Annotated in this window: 12 protein-coding genes; 6 read left to right on the top strand and 6 right to left on the bottom strand. The window is 53.0% G+C overall.

Annotation, left to right across the window (positions count from 1 at the left end; genetic code table 11):
* Window positions 1-21: 21 nt before the first annotated feature.
* The 3 genes from AC07NP_RS08155 to cybB all read right to left on the bottom strand — a co-directional run bounded on the left by AC07NP_RS08155 (window position 22) and on the right by cybB (window position 1,493).
* Window positions 22-297 carry a metal/formaldehyde-sensitive transcriptional repressor gene (locus AC07NP_RS08155; RefSeq protein ID WP_003833178.1) on the bottom strand — a complete coding sequence of 92 codons (276 nt, stop codon included), beginning with the start codon at window positions 295-297 and terminating at the stop codon, window positions 22-24.
* Between the two features lie 181 nt (window positions 298-478).
* Window positions 479-691: a hypothetical protein gene (locus AC07NP_RS08150; RefSeq protein ID WP_203361126.1), complete on the bottom strand. Its 213-nt coding sequence runs from the start codon at window positions 689-691 to the stop codon at window positions 479-481.
* 271 nt (window positions 692-962) lie between these two features.
* Entirely contained in the window at window positions 963-1,493 is a 531-nt protein-coding gene (gene cybB, locus AC07NP_RS08145; RefSeq protein ID WP_494660104.1) for a cytochrome b561, read from the bottom strand.
* A 191-nt stretch (window positions 1,494-1,684) separates the two neighbouring features.
* Between cybB and gap the strand changes: the two genes are divergently transcribed.
* Window positions 1,685-2,686, top strand: a complete 1,002-nt coding sequence (gene gap, locus AC07NP_RS08140) for a type I glyceraldehyde-3-phosphate dehydrogenase (protein WP_494660103.1) — start codon at window positions 1,685-1,687, stop codon at window positions 2,684-2,686.
* Between the two features lie 62 nt (window positions 2,687-2,748).
* Here the strand turns inward: gap and aldA are convergent, their stop codons facing one another.
* Window positions 2,749-4,188 (bottom strand): aldehyde dehydrogenase, encoded by a 1,440-nt coding sequence (gene aldA, locus AC07NP_RS08135; RefSeq protein ID WP_494660102.1) that lies wholly within the window; start codon window positions 4,186-4,188, stop codon window positions 2,749-2,751.
* Window positions 4,189-4,392: 204 nt separating this feature from the next.
* Complete coding sequence (locus tag AC07NP_RS08130; protein WP_494660101.1) at window positions 4,393-5,193, bottom strand: YdcF family protein; 801 nt, start codon at window positions 5,191-5,193, stop codon at window positions 4,393-4,395.
* Between the two features lie 388 nt (window positions 5,194-5,581).
* Here AC07NP_RS08130 and AC07NP_RS08125 point away from each other — a divergent pair, with 388 nt between their 5' ends.
* Entirely contained in the window at window positions 5,582-6,901 is a 1,320-nt protein-coding gene (locus tag AC07NP_RS08125) for an MFS transporter (RefSeq protein WP_494660100.1), read from the top strand.
* Window positions 6,902-6,958: 57 nt separating this feature from the next.
* Here AC07NP_RS08125 and hrpA read toward each other — a convergent pair whose 3' ends face one another.
* The gene (hrpA, locus tag AC07NP_RS08120; RefSeq protein ID WP_494660099.1) at window positions 6,959-10,861 is read right to left on the bottom strand and encodes an ATP-dependent RNA helicase HrpA; all 3,903 of its coding nucleotides are present in this window, start codon (window positions 10,859-10,861) and stop codon (window positions 6,959-6,961) included.
* 201 nt (window positions 10,862-11,062) lie between these two features.
* Between hrpA and azoR the strand changes: the two genes are divergently transcribed.
* The 4 genes from azoR (at window position 11,063) to AC07NP_RS08100 (ending at window position 20,736) form a co-directional block, all read left to right on the top strand.
* Window positions 11,063-11,668: an FMN-dependent NADH-azoreductase gene (azoR, locus tag AC07NP_RS08115; RefSeq protein WP_192612286.1), complete on the top strand. Its 606-nt coding sequence runs from the start codon at window positions 11,063-11,065 to the stop codon at window positions 11,666-11,668.
* Window positions 11,669-12,289: 621 nt separating this feature from the next.
* On the top strand, window positions 12,290-17,584 hold the full coding sequence (locus AC07NP_RS08110; RefSeq protein ID WP_494660098.1) for a peroxidase family protein: 5,295 nt from the start codon (window positions 12,290-12,292) through the stop codon (window positions 17,582-17,584).
* Window positions 17,585-17,644: 60 nt separating this feature from the next.
* The gene (locus tag AC07NP_RS08105) at window positions 17,645-19,405 is read left to right on the top strand and encodes a type I secretion system permease/ATPase (protein ID WP_494660097.1); all 1,761 of its coding nucleotides are present in this window, start codon (window positions 17,645-17,647) and stop codon (window positions 19,403-19,405) included.
* Complete coding sequence (locus AC07NP_RS08100) at window positions 19,402-20,736, top strand: HlyD family type I secretion periplasmic adaptor subunit (RefSeq protein WP_203361117.1); 1,335 nt, start codon at window positions 19,402-19,404, stop codon at window positions 20,734-20,736. Before AC07NP_RS08105 ends, AC07NP_RS08100 begins: the two co-directional genes overlap by 4 nt.
* The last annotated feature ends 304 nt before the right edge of the window (window positions 20,737-21,040 follow it).

Here is a 21,040-nt window from a genome sequence, read left to right as displayed (position 1 = left end):
CTTTATAGTCAGGTGATGTATTTATTTTAGATAAGCACGAAGAAGGTGGCCGATTTCAGCCATGCGCACCGCGCGCTGGTCCGGTGTGGTTTCCCCACTGACCAGCTCATCTTTCAGGTGAATCTCGACCATCTCGCCCATCAGGCCGTTAGAGGCTCCACGCACCGCCGCAATTTGTTGCAGGATAGCCAGGCAAGGCTCGCCGGACTCCAGCGCCCGTTCCAGCGCATCAACCTGCCCGCGAATGCGACGAACGCGAGTCAGAATACGTTTTTTATCTTCAGGGGAATGCGGCATATGCCCTCCATACTATAGGGGGGTATAGTAACAATGTTTGATAGCGGCTGTAAAACGATGATGTCGTGAATGGATAATTCATGTGAATGATACAACGGGGGATGTGCACAAAACCCCGAACCGTCAGGTGTTCTGGTTTCGGGGTTTCTTTCACGCAGGCAGCGTATCGCCTGGCGGTGGTTTAATGATGCCGGTATTCTCCGGCACTGTGTTGAGGACCAATGCGTCCTGCTTCAATCAATATCTCTTCGATAAGCTCTTCAAGGCACTCTTTTCCGTGTTTGTCGCAAACCAGATGCACTTGTCTGCAGATCTCATCCCCCTTCATACCATCACACAGCGCCGATTTCAGCATGAGCGTCGCCCAGCGTCGGGCTTCAGAGTGAGTCAGCATAATCCCTCCCGATATCTATATCCTTTTAAGCGTAGTTCGCAGAACGGGCTTTATCCATGTTCACTTTAAGGATAAAGAGGTGCAGAGATCCCGTGTGGGCGCACCTGCCAGCGGGATAACAAACCGGTTTATATTTGTCATACAAATGAATATAATAGTCGCTTCCGATGTAGACCCGTTGTTTTCACCTGCGTACGGGTCTGGTTAGACGCAGGTGCTTTCTCTCCCCCATTCAAAGAAAAACCCCGCAGATGCGGGGCGATGTGTGACGTCAGGAACGTTTTCGCGGCATCATGCGCAACAGCGTATTATCTTTCCAGAAATAGTGATGCATCAGCGCGGCGGCGGCATGCAGAGCAATCACAAAGTAGCCCAGATTTGCCAGCGTGACGTGCCAGGATTTCAGCGTATCCGCCAGGTCAAAATTGGCTTCGGCGGCATGTGGCATCACAATTCCAAATGCCATCCAGGGATTTCCCCGGTTGTAAATCATCAGCAGGCCAATAACCGGCAGAACAATAAACAGCAGGTAGATAACCAGATGCCCAAGATGGGCAAAACCGGTCATCATCGGCTTCGGTTTTGGCACGATCGGCGGCGCGGGATACTTAAGCCGGACTAACAGACGCGTCACCATCAATACCAGAATCGAGATACCGCATGAAACGTGGACCACATTGAACCACGGACGATAGCTGCGCGGTGCAAACCCGCGTAATTCCATGGCGCAGTAGGCGCCTATCACCAGTAAAAAAACCAGCCAGTGAATACCAATTTGCAGGCCAGAATACTTATTGCCCATAACAATTCCTGAATAAAAACAATAAAGCGCCAACATAGCGGGCTTTTGTTAAAAATTCATTAACTTTTGTTCTCCCGTTTTCAATCGGTTACGGTAAGTCGCAACAATGGTCATTGCCCGCAACGGCGGAGTGGACTAAGCCTGGTAAGGAAAAAATGTGGCGTATTGCCCTACCCTGACAGGAGAAAATCATGAGTAAAATTGGCATTAACGGTTTTGGTCGTATCGGTCGCCTGGTGTTGCGACGTCTGCTGGAAGTGAAGAGCAATGTGGATGTGGTGGCGATTAACGATCTCACCTCCCCCAAAATACTCGCCTATCTGTTAAAGCATGACTCTAACTACGGACCGTTCCCCTGGAGCGTTGATTTCACTGAGGATGCGCTGATTGTTGATGGCAGGAAAATTGCCGTTTACGCAGAAAAAGAGGCGAAAAATATCCCCTGGAAAACCACCGGTGCGGAATTCATCATCGAATGCACAGGCTTCTATACCTCCGCAGAAAAAGCCCGCGCGCATCTCGATGCCGGTGCGAAAAAAGTGCTGATCTCAGCACCGGCGGGCGAGATGAAAACCATTGTCTTTAACGTCAATGATGACACGCTGAATGCCAGCGACCAGATTGTCTCTGTCGCCTCCTGTACCACTAACTGCCTCGCACCGATGGCCAAAGCGCTGCATGACAACTTCGGTATTCAGGTCGGCACCATGACCACCATTCACGCCTATACCGGTACGCAGTCACTGGTCGATGGTCCGCGAGGCAAAGATCTGCGCGCATCGCGGGCGGCGGCGGAAAATATCATCCCTCATACCACTGGAGCCGCAAAAGCGATTGGCCTGGTGATACCGGAATTGAGCGGAAAACTAAAAGGTCATGCTCAGCGAGTTCCGGTAAAAACAGGTTCAGTGACGGAACTGGTCTCGATTTTGGGTAAAAAAGTGACCGCGGAAGAGGTTAACAACGCGCTGAAAAAGGCGACGGAGAATAATGAATCCTTTGGCTACACCGATGAAGAAATCGTCTCTTCTGACGTCATCGGCTCTCACTTTGGTTCGGTGTTTGACGCCACGCAAACAGAGATTACTGAAGTCGGCGATTTGCAACTGGTGAAAACGGTCGCCTGGTACGATAACGAGTACGGATTCGTCACCCAACTGATTCGTACCCTGGAGAAATTCGTCAAACTTTAAACGATGAGGGTGTGGCCGGGTCGCGTTCACGCTCACCCGGCCAGCCCGGTACTGCTCGCCTGTCAGGACTGCAAATAGACGACCTGCGTTTGCAGATACTCATTCAGCCCGTGTTTACCGTCGGCGCCGCCAATCCCTGATTTTCGCCACCCCGCATGAAAACCCTGCATCGCTTCAAAGTTTTCGCGGTTGATGTAGGTTTCACCAAACTTCAGCCCTTTGATAGCCTGCATAGCAACGCTCAGATTCTGGGTATAAATAGAAGATGTGAGGCCATACTCGCTGTCATTTGCCATCTGTAACGCCTCTTCCAGCGTGTCAAACGCCACGACAGGCAGTACCGGTCCGAATGTTTCTTCGTGCATGATCGCCATCTCCTGACGGACATCCAGCAGCAGGGTTGGCGGATAATAGTAGCCTTTCCCCTCAACCGCTTTGCCGCCCAGCACCACTCTGGCCCCTTCCTGTACCGCTTTCGCCACTTTTTGCTCTACCCGAGCCAGCGCTGCGGCATTAATCAGTGGTCCCATGGCTATATCATCCCGCTGTGCCGGATCGCCAAACTGTACCGCTTTCATCGCCTCACCCAGTCGATTAACAAAGCGATCGTAGATCCCTTTTTGCACATAGACGCGCTCCGCGCAGTTACATACCTGCCCGGTGTTGATCACCCGTGAATCAACAATCGCTTTCACGGCCAGTTCCAAATCCGCATCGTCCATCACAATCGCAGGCGCTTTGCCACCCAGCTCAAGGCATACTTTGGTGATGTTTTTCGCCGCCGCCGTCATGATTTTCTCACCCGCCGCCACGCTGCCGGTCATACTCACCATCGCCACTTTCGGGTTGCCCGCCAGCTCCTGCCCCACGGTTTCACCACGCCCTAACACCAGGTTAAAGACCCCGGCTGGCAAACCAATCTCATGCACAATTTGCGCAAAGGCGATGGCATTGTTGGGCGTGAACTCACTGGGTTTAATTACGATTGTATTCCCGGTCAGCAGCGCCGGTGCCAGCTTACGGGCAATCAAAAAGAACGGGAAATTCCACGGAAGGATCCCGGTGGTCACACCCAGCGCGCGTTTGAACAGCAGAATATTTTCACCCGGACGGTCGCTTTGCAAAATTTCGCCTTCGTAGCGGCGCGCCCACTCCGCCATGTAGTCGATGTAATCGGCCGTAAAGGCAACTTCCACCTGCGCCAGTTGCTGAATTTTTCCGCCTTCTTCCACGATCAAGGCGCTGATTTCTTCTGCACGCTCGCGGATACCCGCCGCAATTTTTCGCAGCCATCCCGCCCGTTGTATGGCGGGCAATGCCTCCCAGCCAGGCTGGGCGCGTACCGCCGCATCAATGGCCTGACGCGCCTCTTCTGCGCTGCCATCAGGAATGCGTGAAATCAGTTCTTCCGTTGCAGGATTAACCACATCAATCCATGACGTTCCCTGCCAGCTCACAAACTGGCCATTGATATACATCGGGTGTTGTACGGGTGCTGACATGCGCTGCTCCTGTAATTGATTTGTTTTTAACAAGTAAAATCATTGTTAATTAATATCAATCGTGAAGCAGATACTGCCGTCAGGTTAGCAACTTTGTGAAGCAGTTCATAAAAGAGGCCCCGAAAGGGGCGCAGGAAGGACAACGAAGACGAAAAATCATGCCCGTTTGAGCGTAGATCGTCACAAACGGGCAAAAATGATCGGTTAACGCAGGGAACGGCTATCGATTGCCTCATTCAGAACATCATCGTTTTGCAAGATCTGCCAGGCCGCTTCAACCTCATCGGGAATGTCGATGTGGACAATATAATCACGTCCGCGCGGTCCGTAACCGGCCTCATCATCACGCACACGCGGGAGTTCTCCCGCAATTAATGACAGGTAACGATCGACGGGCCACACCCCTTGCGCCGCATTCGTAAAATCAACCCCTTCTTCCTGATGACGCAGCTCCGGCGTAAAACCCGGGAAACTGAGCCAACGCGGGGCGTCCGGGTCATCCTTCGTCACACGCCGGAAGGTCGCCAGCGTACGTCGCTGCATGGTAGGGTCCTGAACCACAATCGCCGTGTTAATGGTCACCGGCGCCTGACGGAGTAATGCGCAGCTAAACCGGGCGTTCTCTCCGCAGTTTGTTGACTGGTCTTCCACCCAAATGGATTCGCCGGGTATTTGCCAAAACTGATTGGCGATGTCGGCCAGAATCGCGGCTTCCGCCCGCCCGGTGGTACGTATCGTGTTATAGCGCGGGTGCTCTGCGATCGCCGAATAGAGGAACGTCGTCGAATGGCCAATCCCGCCGCTTATCAGCAATGGAATACGCTGCTCTTTCGCGATTTTGCAAGCCGCATCGATGGTCGGGATGACGGCATTTCCCGCCAGTACGACGCAGTCAGCCTGAAAGGGTTCCTCTGCTGAGAAATCGTTTTGCGCCAGCCATTGGCCAACGGTGTTCACTGCCTGTAACGTCACTTCGGACAGTGGCGGAAATTGACGCATGTTCATGATTCCTCCTCATTGTTCACTGCAGGGTACCGAACTCACTTCGCGAAAATAGCGGATCACTCTGAAAGACGGCGTGTTGAATTTCAGCACTTTTTTATCATCTCGGTGAAATAACACGAAATAACTAAAAAAGTCGCGGTTGCACCTGGAGATTATCCTGTCACTTTCGCTTCCGATAAAGCATTTACTTGTTATTACAATGAATCGCAGTGAATAACGCTGCAAAAATGTTACCTGTTTAGCCCTTTTACTGGTCTTGTTACTTGTTAAACATTACAAACAATTCTAGTTTGATTAACAATTTAACAACTTTTGTAACGCAGCAGGTTGCACCCACACCGTTTCGGGTATCACCTGACTCACACTCTCTGTGGCGAGGTTCCCAGTAATGACAACGCATGAAAGCAGCACGGCTATTTTGAAGAAAAACAAAAAAGTACTCATCGCCAGTCTGACCGGCAGCGCGATAGAGTGGTTTGATTATTTTTTATATGGCACCGCCGCCGCCCTGGTGTTTAACAAAATCTTCTTCCCGATGGTTGATCCGGTCATTGGGCTGATTCTCTCTTATCTTTCTTTCTCGCTCACCTTTTTCATTCGTCCCATCGGCGGGGTGTTGTTTGCCCACATTGGCGATCGTATCGGGCGTAAGAAAACGCTGGTGCTGACCCTGTCGCTGATGGGGGGCGCAACCGTGATGATTGGCCTGCTGCCGACCTATGAAATGATCGGTATCTGGGCACCGATTTTATTGATTCTGATGCGTGTCATTCAGGGGATGGGCATCGGCGGCGAATGGGGCGGCGCCCTGTTACTGGCGTATGAATATGCGCCCGAAAAACGAAAAGGCTTTTTTGGCAGCATCCCGCAGGCAGGCGTCACCATCGGTATGCTGATGGCCACCTTTATTGTTTCGCTGATGACGTTGTTCAGTGAAGAAGACTTCCTCTCCTGGGGCTGGCGCATCCCGTTCCTGTTAAGTTCTGTACTGGTGCTGTTAGGACTGTGGATCCGCAAAGATATCGATGAAACGCCGGAGTTTAAGAAAGTAAAACAGTCCGGCCAGGTAGCCAAAGCGCCGCTGCGCGATACACTGACGCATCACTGGCGTGAAGTACTGATCGCAGCCGGGTTGAAAGTGGTTGAAACTGCACCTTTCTATATTTTCTCGACCTTTGTCGTCAGCTACGCCACCACCACCCTGACCTACCAAAAATCCCAGGTGTTGGAAGCGGTCACGCTGGGCGCGCTTGTTGCCACGGTGATGATCCCGCTCATGGGGTTGCTTTCCGATAAGGTGGGACGCCAAAAAATGTACGCCATCAGCGTGTTTGCGCTGGGGCTGTTTATTGTTCCGTGGTTCCTGTTACTCAATACTGGCACCACCTGGGGAATTGTGGTCGCCACGGTCATCATGTTTGGCATCTTGTGGGCGCCAGTGACCGCCGTTCTGGGCACGCTGTGCTCTGAAATCTTTAGCGCTAACGTGCGTTACACTGGCATCACCCTCGGTTACCAGATTGGCGCTGCGCTGGCGGGCGGAACCGCCCCGCTGATCGCCACCGGCCTGTTGGCAAAATACGATGGTGATTGGGTGCCTGTCGCCATCTATCTGATGACCACCGTCGCCATTTCACTGACGGCAATTTTCTTCGCCAGTCGACGCCGTCGCACAGCCGTCATTGACGCGCAAACATCGACCCTGTAATCAGCAAAACGGCCAGCAAATGCTGGCCGTAATGTTCACTCGCTGACATGTAAAACGCTAGCCGCTAATCTGCTCCATCGCTTGCAAGATACGCTTATCCGAGATGGGATACGGTGTTCCCAGCTGCTGGGCAAAGTAGCTGACGCGCAGTTCTTCAATCATCCAGCGGATCGCTTTGACATCCTCATCATCACGACGCGCTGGCGGCAGTTTGTTGAACCACTGCTGCCAGGCTTGCTGTACGCTTTCGACTTTCAACATCTGCGCCCGGTCGCGGTGCGGATCGGTAGCCAGTTTCTCCAGCCGTTTTTCAATCGCCTGCAGATAACGCAGCGTGTCACCGAGGCGTTTAAAGCCGTTGCCAGTGACGAAACCGCGATACACCAGCCCGCCCATTTGTGCTTTAACATCGGAAAGCCCCAGCGCCATGGTCATATCTACCCGCCCTTTCAGGCGTTTGTTGATATTGAAAACGGCAGTCAGGATCTGTTCGACCTGTTTTGCAATGTCGACAACCGTCTCATTCAACTCGGCGCGAACTTTCTCATGCAGCGCCGCAAAGCCCTCTTCCGTCCACACCGGCCCGCCGTTAGCGTCAATCAGCTTATCTACGCCGCAGGAGATACAGTCGTCGATCAGATCCAGTACCTTACCGTACGGGTTAAAGTAGAGGCCAAGTTTGGCTTTGTTCGGCAGCTTCTCGTGCAGATACTTGATCGGCGACGGAATATTCAGCAGCAACAGGCGGCGCAACCCGCTCCACATCGCTTGCTGTTGTTCCAGTGGGTTGTCGAACAATCGGATGGAGACACTGTCGCGCTCATCCACCAGCGCGGGCCAGGCTTTCACTTTGTAGTTGCCGCGTTTCTGTTCATAGCTTTCCGGTAGCTGACCAAAACTCCAGATGTGCAGACCGCTCTGTTCGATACCGTCATCGGCAACGGCGGAGAGCGTTTCCTGCACTTTGCTCTTCAGCGCATCTTTCAAATCCTGCAAAGAGCGCCCTTCCTGGAGCTTCTTGTTTTTGTCATCCACCACCCGGAAGGTGATTTTCAGGTGATCGGGCACCTGATCCCACTGCCAGGCTTCACGGTCAACCGTTACGCCGGTCATCCGGCGCAGTTCACGCTCCAGCGAATCCAGCAGCGGCAACTCGAGCGGCGTCACGCGGCCTAAAAACGCTTCGGCATAGTTTGGCGCGGGGACAAAGTTACGTCGTACCGGTTTTGGCAACGATTTAATCAATGCGATAACCAGTTCACGGCGCAGACCGGGGATTTGCCATTCAAAGCCGCTCTCGTCCACCTGATTTAACAGCGGCAGCGGAATATGGACGGTGACACCGTCAGCGTCCGCGCCGGGTTCAAACTGATAGCTCAACCGCAGCTTAAGATTGCCCTGATGCCAGAAGTTCGGGTAATCCAGCTTGCTGATGTTTTCAGCACCCTCTTTGATCAGCATGCTCTTTTCAAAGTTGAGCAGATCCGGGGTTTCGCGACTGACTTTCTTCCACCAGTTGTCAAAATGGCGCGCGGAAATCACGTCATGGCTGATGCGCTGGTCGTAGAATTCAAGCAGCGTCTCGTCATCCACCAGAATGTCGCGGCGGCGCGATTTGTGCTCCAGCTCTTCCACTTCGGCGCGCAGTTTGAGGTTATCACGGAAGAACGCGTGGCGCGTCTGCCAGTCGCCTTCCACCAGCGCATGGCGGATAAACAGCTCACGGCAGAGCACGGGATCGATCTGGCTGTAGTTGACCTTACGCGCAGCGACAATCGGCAGGCCGTAAACGGTGACTTTTTCCGTCGCCATCACAGCGCCCTGCGCCCGTTCCCAGTGCGGTTCGCTATACGAGCGTTTGATCAAATGCTGGGCAACCGGCTCCACCCACTCGGGATCGATCCGCGCGGCAATGCGTCCCCACAGACGGCTGGTTTCCACCAGCTCGGCAACCATCGTCCACTTCGGCGGTTTTTTAAACAAACCAGAACCGGGGAAGATAGAGAAGCGTGCGTTACGCGCGCCGGTAAACTCCTGCTTATCGGCATCCTTCATGCCGATATGGGAAAGTAAACCGGTGAGCAGCGCGACATGAATCTCACGATACTCTGCGGGTTCACTGTTCACCGGAATGCCAAGCTCTTTCACCACCTGACGCAACTGAGTGTAGATATCCTGCCACTCGCGTACGCGCAGATAGTTAAGGAAGTCGACTTTGCACTGGCGGCGGAACTGATTCGATGACAGCGCTTTCTGTTGCTCGCCGAGGTAATTCCACAGATTCACAAACGCGAGGAAATCGGACTCTTTATCGTGGAAACGCTGATGCTTCTCATCCGATGCCTGCTTTTTGTCCATCGGGCGCTCGCGCGGATCCTGAATAGACAGCGCGGAGGTGATGATCATCGCCTCGCGCACGCAGCCATGTTTTTGCGCTTCCAGTACCATCCTCGCCAGACGCGGGTCCACCGGCAACTGCGATAACTGACGACCGAGCGGCGTCAGTTTGTATGCGGTCTGCTGTTCATCGGTGGTAATCGCGCCCAGCTCTTCCAGCAGGCGTACGCCATCCTGGATGTTGCGTTTATCTGGCGCTTCAACAAACGGGAACGCGGCAATATCGCCCAGCCCAAGCGCCGTCATTTGCAGAATGACGGACGCCAGGTTGGTACGCAGAATTTCTGGATCGGTAAATTCCGGGCGCGACAGGAAATCGTCTTCCGAATAGAGGCGGATACAGATCCCTTCCGACACGCGTCCACAGCGACCTTTACGCTGGTTAGCGGAGGCCTGCGACACCGGTTCAATCGGCAAACGCTGGACTTTGGTACGGAAACTGTAGCGACTGATACGCGCGGTCCCTGGGTCGATGACGTACTTGATGCCCGGCACCGTCAGCGAGGTTTCCGCTACGTTGGTCGCCAGCACAATGCGACGCCCGCTGTGCGACTGGAAGACGCGGTTCTGTTCGCTATTAGAAAGCCGCGCATACAGCGGCAGCACTTCGGTATGGCGCAGATTGAGTTTATTGAGCGCATCGGCGGTGTCGCGAATTTCACGCTCGCCACTCATAAAGATCAGAATATCGCCGGGGCTCTCGCGTCCCAGTTCATCCACCGCGTCGAAAATCGCCTGCAGCTGATCGCGCTCGGTATCGTCCGCGTCTTCGACAATCGGGCGATAGCGCACGTCAACCGGATAGGTTCGGCCAGACACTTCGATAATCGGCGCATTATTAAAGTGGCGAGAAAAACGCTCCGGATCGATGGTCGCGGAGGTGATGATAATTTTCAAATCCGGGCGACGCGGCAACAGCTCTTTCAGATAGCCGAGCAGAAAATCAATGTTCAGACTGCGTTCGTGCGCTTCATCAATGATGATGGTGTCATACTGCATCAGCAGTCTGTCCTGCTGGATTTCAGCCAGCAGGATACCGTCGGTCATCAGCTTGACCATCGTGTTGTCGCTGACATGGTCGCTAAAACGAACTTTATAGCCGATACAGCCGCCCGGCTCCGTTTGCAGTTCCTCAGCAATACGGTTGGCGACGGTACGCGCCGCCAGACGACGCGGCTGCGTATGACCAATCAATCCTTTAATGCCGCGCCCCAGTTCCATACAGATTTTGGGTAACTGCGTGGTTTTCCCGGAGCCGGTTTCCCCCGCCACAATCACCACCTGATGGTCACGAACGGCGTTCAGGATGTCCTGTTTTTTCTGACTCACCGGCAGGTTATCCGGGTAAGTGATATCAGGACGCGCCGCTTCACGCAGCAGGACTTTACCTGCCGCCTGTTCAATCTCCTTCGCCATCTCCTGGTAGATGGCTTGTTGTGCATCAGGATTTTTAACCTTCTTCACACCGTGCAGGCGACGAGCAAAGCGCTGTCGGTCACGCAACATCAGCGATTCCAGCTGTTGTTGCAGGCTGTGAAAAGTCAATTTTTGTTGTTCTGTCATAACGTTAGAGGGCAGTGCTCTGCCTGATCAAATCTCATTTCGATGTTAGGTATAGATTACCACATCGGCGCTAACCGTGTGTTGTTCAATAATTTCGAACATAGGCTTCGATATATTGCGCTATCACTGCGGCAGGATTGTGAATAAAGTGTCAACAAGCAACGGGGCATCCCCCCTTCAAACACATACAAGGAAACACCCATGAGCAAGGTATTAGTCCTCAAATCCAGTATTCTGGCAGGGTACTCTCAGTCTGGTCAGTTGTCTGATTATTTTGTTGAACAATGGCGTGAAAAACACTCCGCAGACGAAATCACCGTTCGTGACCTGGCGGCTAACCCAATTCCGGTACTGGATGGTGAACTGGTTGGCGCACTGCGTCCGAGCGATGCTGCGCTGACGCCGCGTCAACAGGAAGCGCTGGCGCTCTCTGATGAGCTGATTGCAGAACTGAAAGCCCATGATGTGATTGTCATCGCTGCGCCCATGTACAACTTCAACATCCCGACGCAGTTGAAAAACTACTTCGACCTGATTGCGCGTGCTGGCGTGACGTTCCGCTACACCGAGAAAGGTCCGGAAGGTCTGGTTACCGGTAAACGTGCGGTAATTCTCTCCAGCCGTGGCGGTATTCACAAAGATACCCCGACTGACCTGATCGCGCCGTACCTGAAAGTCTTCCTCGGCTTTATCGGTATTACCGACGTGAACTTTGTGTTTGCCGAAGGCATTGCCTACGGTCCGGATGTCGCGACCAAAGCGCAATCCGATGCCAAAGCGGCCATCGACAGCGTCGTTGCAGCTTAAAAATTAACCCTCTCACCGCCAGGTGAGAGGGTTTTGTCTTTCTTTTATATCCAAAAATCCCCCCATCGTATTTTGTATTACTTATTCCCTTACCTTCACCACAAAACCATAATGTTAATGTGTCTTTTATTTATTCACTTGGTGAATGCTTATTCTTTTTTATCTCCCCAGCCATTTTTAATTACCGCGTAACAGTTTAGAAAACCCAATTCGTATCATGAAAAAGTATGATGGTTGTAAAACCATGACCTTTCATAGTTATGAACATTACGCAATTGTAACGTCACTGAAATACTCCTTAATATTTATAAACAACGCTAGTGTATTTTTATCTTACAAATGAAGTTATTTGCGTTATTTCATAGATTTCAATGCATTAGAAGGTTTTTCATTGGCGTTTTTATTATTGTCCTGGGTTGATAATAAACTTAGCGGACAAAGTAAATTTAAATATCAGTGAAAATGGGAGGTCCAGAGGTATTGTCATTTACCATTAGAAAAGAACTCAGGTGCGTAATTATTAATCAGATAATTTTTTAAGTCGGACTCAGTACATTTCTTCTGCCTTTATTTGGCTAGATGCGAATGAGAATGCTTACATAAGCAATGAGGCAATTATCTATGGCTACACAATACGATTTCACAGTAACGTTGCATGACCTGGCGTTTATTCTTCAACAAATCAAGATATCAGAAGCGGCAACCAATCCGGATGGTAGCGTGAATGGCGATCTGCTTCGCGAGCTCGTCTCCAGTCCCCTGTTGCCTTACGGGATTCGTACCGTGGATGGTTCATGGAACAACCTTCTGCCCGGCCAGGAGCTGTACGGCTCTGCCGACCAGACCATGCCCAGAATGGTCGCGCTGGATTTGAAAGATATGGAAGCACTGGCAAAGTACCTCACCTTAAACCCAGGGCAGATGGTGAGGGATGCCGACCCGCGTATTATCAGTAATCTGATTTCCGACCAAACCGCCTCTAACCCAGCGGCCCAGGAAGCCCATGACGGACTGACTGACGTTCCCGGCGGAGGTGCCACTTCCGACAACGGCAGTTTATCGATTCCGAACCTCTCGCCTGACATCGGTTTATCACCGGCGTTTAATGGCTGGATGACCTTTTTCGGGCAGTTCTTCGACCACGGCCTGGATCTGATCCCGAAAGAAGGCAATGGCATTGTCTTTATTCCGCTGATGCCGGATGACCCTTTATGGGTTGATCCTGAACTCACCGGCGGCGTCGACAATAACTTCATGATCCTCACCCGCGCGAAAGTCGATGCTAATCATGAAACCATCAACACCACTACGCCGTGGATTGATCAGAACCAGACCTACACCTCCCACCCTTCTCATCAAATCTTTATCCGCGAATATGTGCTGGATGCAGACGGTAAGCCGGTGCCCACCGGTCACCTGTTGGAAGGCAGCAACGGCGGGCTGGCGACCTGGGCTGATATCAAACATCAGGCAGAAACCTTGCTGGGCATCAAGCTGACCAATCAGGACGTTTTCAACGTGCCGCTGCTGGCGACCGACCGCTATGGCAACCTGATTTTAAGCGAGGATGGCAAAGTCCAAATCGTGACCAAACATGGACTGGTTGAAGCCAATGGCGAGGCGTTACCTGCCGATACGTTGAGAACCGGGCATGCCTTCCTCGATGATATTGCCCACACGGCGGTGCCGAAGGCCAACCTGGTAGCCGATGGCGATAGCGAAGTGGGTAATGCACCGGGGGCTGGAACCTATGACGATGAACTGCTCGACAGACACTTCATTACCGGTGACGGTCGCGGCAACGAAAACATCGGTCTGACTGCCGTACACTCCGTGTTCCACAGCGAACATAACCGGCTGGTCGATCAGTACAAGACCACCATCCTCGAAACTAACGACATTGAACTGATCAACCAATGGCTGATTAAGCCGATTACCGAACTGCCTGAGGATCTCAACACCCTGCAATGGAACGGGGAATACCTCTTCCAGGCGGGACGTTTCGCGACGGAAATGCAATATCAGCACCTGGTGTTTGAAGAGTTCGCCCGTGCCGTGCAACCAGCGGTCGATCCGTTCGTCTTCTCCAACACGGCGGACATCAACCCGGCTATTTTTGCTGAATTTGCCCACGTGGTTTACCGCTTTGGTCACTCGATGCTGACCGAAACCGTCGCCCGTACCGATGCCGACATGAAAGACGATGACATCGGGCTGATTGAGGCTTTCCTTAACCCGATCGCGTTCCATGAACTTAACGGTCAAACTATCTCCAGCGATCAGGCGGTCGGCGCCATTGTTCGCGGGATGACCCGTCAGGTCGGCAACGAAATTGATGAGTTCATTACCGAGGCGCTGCGCAATAACCTGGTCGGGCTACCGCTGGATTTGGGCGCACTCAACATCGCACGCGGGCGCGACACGTTAATGCCCACCCTCAATCAGGCGCGTGAGCAATTCTACGAGTTAACCGGCAACAGCGAGCTGCGCCCCTATACCAGTTGGGCCGATTTTGGCTCCTTCCTGAAAAACCCGGCATCGATCATCAACTTTATGGCGGCCTACGGCCAACATGAGCTGATCAAAGCCGCCGACACGCTGGAAGGAAAACGCGCGGCGGTAAACCTCCTCCTGTTTGGTTCGGATGACGCCCCGGCGCCTGCCGATGCGCTCGATTTCTTTATGGGAACCGGTGCCTGGGCCAACAAAGAAACCGGCCTCAATATGGTCGATTTCTGGATTGGCGGGCTGGCGGAACGCAAAAATGAGTTCGGTGGCATGCTCGGCTCCACCTTTAACTTTGTCTTTGAAACGCAGATGGAGATGTTGCAGGACGGTGACCGGTTCTACTATCTGAGCCGCGTTCAGGGTCTCAACATGCTGAACGAACTGGAGGCAAACTCCTTCTCTGCCCTGGTGATGCGTAACAGTGACCTGGGCGATCCAGGCTCGTCTCACCTGCCTGCCCACCTGTTCCAGACACCTGATTACACCTTCGAAGTCAACCAGTCCTTGCAGACGCATGCCGATCCGAAATGGGGCAATGCGCTGAAAGACCTCCTCTTCCCACTGGTGGTTCGCCGTGCGGCGGGGGCGGATGTCGACAATGACGGCGCGGCTGATGGCGCCTATTTGAAATATTCGGGTGATGGTCATGTGGTGCTCGGCGGTTCGGCGGGCAACGACACGTTAATTGGCGGCAAAGGGATCGACAGCCTGTGGGGTGATGCCGGTGACGACCGTCTCGACGGTGGCGATGAAGCCGACGTTGTGCACGGCGGTGATGGCAACGACATCATTACAGACACCGGAACCCCCATCGGCGGGGCTGACTTCCTGCATGGTGATGCGGGACACGACGTCATTTTCTCCGGTAACGGCAACGACCTGATCTTCGGCGGCAGCGGCAGTGATTTCATGGTGATCGGCGAAGATGCTCAGGAAGTCTTTTCCGGACGCGATAATGACTTCGCGCTGGGGGGATCTGGCGGTGACACCCTGATGGGTAACGAAGGCGACGACTGGTTAGAAGGCGGTGACGGCTTCGATACCCTGGCCGGCGATAACTCCGAACTGTTCTTTAACAGTACCATCATTGGTCATGACGTGTTGAACGGTCAGGGTAACGACACCGACTACGATGGCGAAGCCGGTGACGACATTATGGTTCAGGGCGCGGGCATTCAGCGCAACAACGGCATGTCTGGTTTTGACTGGGCCATCCACAAAGGTGACCCAAACGCCGCCAACTCGGATCTGGGCATCCCGATTTTCGTCAACCAGCAAGAGTTTATCCTGCGCGATCGCTTTGACCTGGTGGAAGGCCTTTCGGGCTGGAAATTTAACGATGTGCTGGTAGGCACAGAGCAACCTATCGGAACCGCGCCGGTTCAGGGCACGCCGCTTTCCAACAACCTGACCCAGGAGGGCGCAGACAGAATCACCGGACTCCAGTCGATTCTGGGTGTTCCACGCGCAGCATCGGGCAATGCCGTCTTGTTTAATCCGGACAACGGTGGCGACATTTTGCTCGGCGGCGGCGGCAGCGACCGCATCACCGGTAAGGCCGGCAACGACATCATCGACGGTGATGCGTGGCTGAACGTGCGTATCGCGGTCTCCGGGATGCAAGGGTTAACCAGCGCCGACAGCATGAATGAGCTCAAATCCTACATGCAGGCTGGCACGCTCAAACCGAACCAGCTGTCGATTGTGCGGGAAATCCTCCGCGACGGTAATGGCACAGAAACCGACGTTGCCGTTTACCGGGATCTCAGCAGCAACTATCAATTCCAGCGTAATGCCGACGGCAGTCTTACCGTCAATCATGCCACTCCGGCGGCAGGACTGGCGTTCAATGACGGCGTAGACCGCCTGCTCAACATTGAAAAACTGGAGTTTGGTAACGGCGATCAGCTCTGGGTGACGGCGCAAAGAGCCACCGGCAATCTGGCCATTAGCGACGGAACACCGGAAGTGGGCGATTTGTTGCAGGTCAATCTGTCTAATCTGCTCGACGGGAATGGTATTGCCGCAGATACACCAATCACCATGACCTGGCAGGCGCTGGTCAACGGTCAATGGCGCGATCAGGCGACAGGTACGCAGTTCAGGGTTCCGGGGAATATTCTGGGCGCGCCGCTGCGGGTTGTTGCCAGCTTTACCGACCGCATGGGCGATGCTGAAACACTGGTGTCGTCGCAAACCAGTGCCGTGATGGTACGCGACCAGCCCACCACCGGCTCGCCGGTCATTAGCGATCTGACGCCAACGGAAAGCGTCACGCTGACCGCCCTCGTCTCCGGCATTGCGGATGCAGACGGTTTAACCGGGAATAACTTCACCTACCAATGGAGAGTGAACCAGCCAAACGGCACTTTCACCAATATCGCCGGGGCGACGCAAGCGACCTACACCCCGCCAGCAAACATGATTGGGCGTACATTGCTGGTCGTGGTAACGGTCACCGATGATGAGGGGAACCCGTCCGTCGTCCTGACCTCCGCCGCCACTCAACCGATTGGCGATATGATCGTCGGCACGAATGCGTCAAACACCCATTCTGGAACAGCGTGGAGTGACGTCATCCTTGCGCAAGGCGGCAATGACACCCTGCTCGGTCAGGCGGGTGACGATCTGCTGAACGGCGGAGCCGGTGATGATGACATTGAAGGCGGCAGTGGTCGGGATACGCTGATTGGCGAGGCCGGCAACGATCAACTGGATGGTGGACTGGATGCCGACTCCATGGACGGTGGCGCCGGGAATGACCTCTATATCGTTGATAACGCAGGTGACGTGGTGATCGAGGGGGCGAATGCGGGTACCGATACTGTCGAGACCAATCTCGCCACTTATGTCCTGACGGACAACGTCGAAATCCTGGAATACACCGGTACAGGGAATTTCACCGGCACTGGTAACGCGCTGGCGAACACCATCACCGGGGGTAATGGCAATGACAACTTATCCGGGATGGGCGGGAATGACCAGTTGCTGGGTGGTGTTGGCAACGACATTCTCGACGGTGGCGACGGCAACGACAACCTGCAAGGGGCAAACGGAGTCGACACCCTGCGGGGTGGCGCAGGCAACGATGTGCTCTCTGGCGGTCTCGGCAATGACGTGCTGACGGGCGGTACAGGTAACGACACCATGGACGGCGGTACCGGTGACGACCGCTTCATCTTCTCAAGCGGGTTCGGACAGGACAGCATTTCTGGTTTCGACAGTAATGCTATCGGCGGACAGGATCTGATTAATATCTCTGGAATGGGAGTGACTACCGCAAACTTTACCTCTACGGTTTTGATTTCGGGAAATAATAACCAAACGATCATCACCATCGGCGGCGATGTTATTACATTAACGGGGGTTGGAGCCAATACCGTTAACTCTACTGACTTTATTATTTAAACGTCTGGAATAAGAAAAGCCGAACTGTTGAACATTTGATTAACGAGTAAGGAGCCTATTATGCCGCGCCAGCAAAAGCCAACTGAGCTACAAAATGCGTTGAAAGGATGTAAGCCTGCATTTCTGATGTTACTGTTTTTTAGCAGTACGATTAATATGCTAATGCTGGCGCCGGCAATTTATATGTTACAAGTCTACGATCGCGTGTTGGTCAGTAAGAACACCACCACATTGTTAATGCTGACATTACTGATAATCGGTCTGTATACGGTTATCTCAATGATTGAATATGCCCGCACCAGCGTGATGACGCGATTTGGCAACCGACTGGATGTGAAATTAAATCAATTAGTTTTTAATGCCGCGTTTAAACGCCGGGTTTCCACCCGTGAAAATAACCCGGCGCAGGCGCTGGCCGACCTGGCGCAAATCCGCCAGTTTCTGGCAGGCAACAGTTTATTTGCCCTGTTAGATATTCCGTGGACACCCTTCTATTTACTGATTGCGTTTATTGTCCACCCGCTGCTGGGATATCTTTCCATTATCGGGATACTGATCTTATTTACCCTGACGCTGGTGTCAGAACTGTCAACCAAAAAACCGATTCAGCAGGCGCACGCATTAACCATCAACAATACCAGTAAACTGAATAAGCAATTGCAAAACTCCGACACCATTGAAGCGATGGGAATGCTGGCAACGCTGAAAAAACACTGGCTGGAACAGCACAGTAAAGTGCTGGTTCTGCAAACACAAATTGCGGACAAAACCGCCACATTAAGCAGTCTGAGCCGCTTTGTTCGCATCTTACTGCAATCTGTTTCGCTGGGTGCGGGTGCCTTACTGGTGATCGACGGGAAAATCACCCCCGGCCTGATGATTGCCGCCTCCATTATCCTCGGCAGGGTGTTGAATCCGGTCGAACAGGTCATCGGTAGCTGGAAACAGTTTGTGCAGTTTCGCAACGCCTGGCATCAGACCACCACGCTGTTACGGGAATTTCCGGAACAGAAAGATGTGCTGACGCTTCCGCGTCCAAAAGGCAATATCAGCGTAGAAGGCGTCTTCGCGGCACCTCCAGGCCAAAAAACGCCAACGCTGCGAAATATCACGTTTCAACTCGAACAGGGAGAAATCCTGGGGATAATCGGCCCCTCTGCCTCCGGAAAAACCTCGCTGGCAAAACTGCTGGTCGGCGTCTGGAGTCCGCTTTCCGGTAAGGTCCGTATCGATGGCGCAGATATCTGCCAGTGGGACAAAGCCTTGCTTGGTCCGTCTCTCGGCTACCTGCCGCAGGATGTTGAATTGTTTGACGGTAGCATCGCGCAGAATATCGCACGCTTTACCCCCAATAACAGCGAACTGATCGTGGCGGCAGCGCAACTTGCAGGGGTACACGACATGATTTTACGTCTGCCACAGGGATACGATACCCCGCTCGGTGCCGAGGGATATCAATTGTCGGGCGGCCAGCGTCAGCGTATCGGGCTGGCGCGGGCGGTCTATGACAACCCGGCATTCATCGTGCTGGACGAACCCAACGCTAACCTTGACGACGCCGGTGAACAGGCCCTGATCAAGGCCATCAATACGCTACGCACGCAGGGACAAACGGTGATCATTATCTCGCACCGACCGACGCTGCTGGGCGTCGTCAATAAAGTGTTATTGCTCAACGAAGGGGCGATTCAGGAATTCGGTCCGCGCGACCAGGTGTTTGCCAATTTGCGTCAGGCAAATATTTTAAAATCGGTTCCCAACGCATCAACCACCCCACCACCTGCCCAGAATAATGAACCACAACGAGAGGCTTTATCATGAAAAAGCAGACAGAGAATACGACAGAGCCAAAGACGGAGAGTGTCGATACAAATATATGGCCGCCTTTAATCAGAGGTATCGCTGTGATTATTCTGGGGGTCGGTGGTTTTATATTATGGGCGGTAGGTGCGCCACTGGACGCTGGTGTGGTCGCTGACGGTACGGTTACCGTCTCCAGTAATCGAAAAACGATTCAACATTTAAGCGGCGGACGCGTGACCGATATTCTGATTAAGGAAGGCAATCGGGTTAAGAAAGATCAAATCCTTGTTCGCCTGGATAAAATGCAGCTTGATATGCGTTACAGCGCATTGATTGCACAATATATCTCGGCAAAAACCCATGAGGACAGATTACTGGCAGAAAGAGACGGCCGCGATACCATCGTCTATAGCGAGGAATTGATAAGCCAATTTTCCAGTAATAAGCGCCTTGTCGAAGTCCGTCAATTACAAGAAAAGCTGTTTGAAACCCGCAGAAAAAATATTCAGGATGAATTATCCATGATTCAGGAAACCCTGGACGGTCTGACCGGGCAAACCGAAAATTTAACCAAGATAAAAGGGTTTCGCGAGCATCAATTTACGCTGATTAGCAGAGAACTGGGCGCCATTCGCGCACTGAGCGAAAAAAACTACTATCCCAAGGCCCAGTTACTGGTGCTTGAGCGGGAGGCCGCCGAAATATCCAGTAATGTCTCAGAAGATATTCTTAATATTGCCAAACTCAAGTCTCAGCAAAATGAAATGAAGATTAAGGCGTATCAGGTACAGCACCAGTTTCTCCAGGAAGTGGAATCGGAGCTGACCCTCAAACAAAAAGAGGTCGCCATGCTGGAAGATGAGTTAGCGTCGACCCGACACGAGCTGAATAACACGGAGATCCGCTCGCCGATTGACGGGATCGTTCTGGACGTAAAAGTCAGTACCGTCGGCGGGATCATTCAACCGGGTGAGCACTTGATGGATATAGTCGCCGCAGAGCAACCGCTGCAAATCGACGCCAAAATTCCGGTACATGCCATTGATAAAATGACGCCGGGACTGACCGTCGATGTGCTTTTCCCGGCGCTCAACCATGCATTATTGCCTTCGGTGCCGGCGCAGGTGTTAACCATTTCGGCCGACCGTCTTATCGATAAAGTGACTCAGCAGCCCTATTATCTCGCTGAAGTCCGGGTCTCCCCGGAAGGGGTGCATCTGTTGGGAAATTACAAAATTAAAGCGGGGATGCCCGCCAGCGTCACGATAAAAACCGGTGAGCGCACCTTTCTGAGCTACCTGTTTAAACCATTGCTTGCCCGTCTGGAGCTGGCGTTCAAAGAGTATTAATTCTGGTAGGTGTGGTTAGTCATGATGGTCGGTTAAGAAATTAGGGAGAATCTGTCACTCTGGCGAAGGGTTCCGTTCACCTTATGTTCTTAGCTACTCTGGTATTTCATGTCCCGTGAACGGGTTAAGGGGGCTATCGCCGCCCCCTTAACAATCCCGGCTCCCGGCAGGAAAATTACCGCTTCGCGGTCCCCTCCGTTTATTCCTCCAGGCGACCGGGTCGGGCGTGAAGTGGTCTACTTAATTTGGACACAGCCAGAGGTTCTTTGTCTTTCCATCTCGGTGGGTGTCAACCCACCGTTGT

This window comes from Citrobacter sp. GW821-FHT07H02 (assembly GCF_059418505.1).
Note: the sequence above shows the minus strand (reverse complement) of the source record. Positions and strands in the feature narration are given on the sequence as shown.

Excerpts from the sequence above, each read along its gene's own strand:
- aldA (WP_494660102.1), bottom strand. The coding sequence starts at position 4,188 with ATGTCAGCACCCGTACAACACCCGATGTATATCAATGGCCAGTTTGTG.
- azoR (WP_192612286.1), top strand. The coding sequence starts at position 11,063 with ATGAGCAAGGTATTAGTCCTCAAATCCAGTATTCTGGCAGGGTACTCT.
- AC07NP_RS08110 (WP_494660098.1), top strand. The coding sequence starts at position 12,290 with ATGGCTACACAATACGATTTCACAGTAACGTTGCATGACCTGGCGTTT.
- hrpA (WP_494660099.1), bottom strand. The coding sequence starts at position 10,861 with ATGACAGAACAACAAAAATTGACTTTTCACAGCCTGCAACAACAGCTG.
- AC07NP_RS08155 (WP_003833178.1), bottom strand. The coding sequence starts at position 297 with ATGCCGCATTCCCCTGAAGATAAAAAACGTATTCTGACTCGCGTTCGT.
- cybB (WP_494660104.1), bottom strand. The coding sequence starts at position 1,493 with ATGGGCAATAAGTATTCTGGCCTGCAAATTGGTATTCACTGGCTGGTT.
- AC07NP_RS08100 (WP_203361117.1), top strand. The coding sequence starts at position 19,402 with ATGAAAAAGCAGACAGAGAATACGACAGAGCCAAAGACGGAGAGTGTC.
- AC07NP_RS08105 (WP_494660097.1), top strand. The coding sequence starts at position 17,645 with ATGCCGCGCCAGCAAAAGCCAACTGAGCTACAAAATGCGTTGAAAGGA.
- AC07NP_RS08150 (WP_203361126.1), bottom strand. The coding sequence starts at position 691 with ATGCTGACTCACTCTGAAGCCCGACGCTGGGCGACGCTCATGCTGAAA.
- gap (WP_494660103.1), top strand. The coding sequence starts at position 1,685 with ATGAGTAAAATTGGCATTAACGGTTTTGGTCGTATCGGTCGCCTGGTG.
- AC07NP_RS08130 (WP_494660101.1), bottom strand. The coding sequence starts at position 5,193 with ATGAACATGCGTCAATTTCCGCCACTGTCCGAAGTGACGTTACAGGCA.
- AC07NP_RS08125 (WP_494660100.1), top strand. The coding sequence starts at position 5,582 with ATGACAACGCATGAAAGCAGCACGGCTATTTTGAAGAAAAACAAAAAA.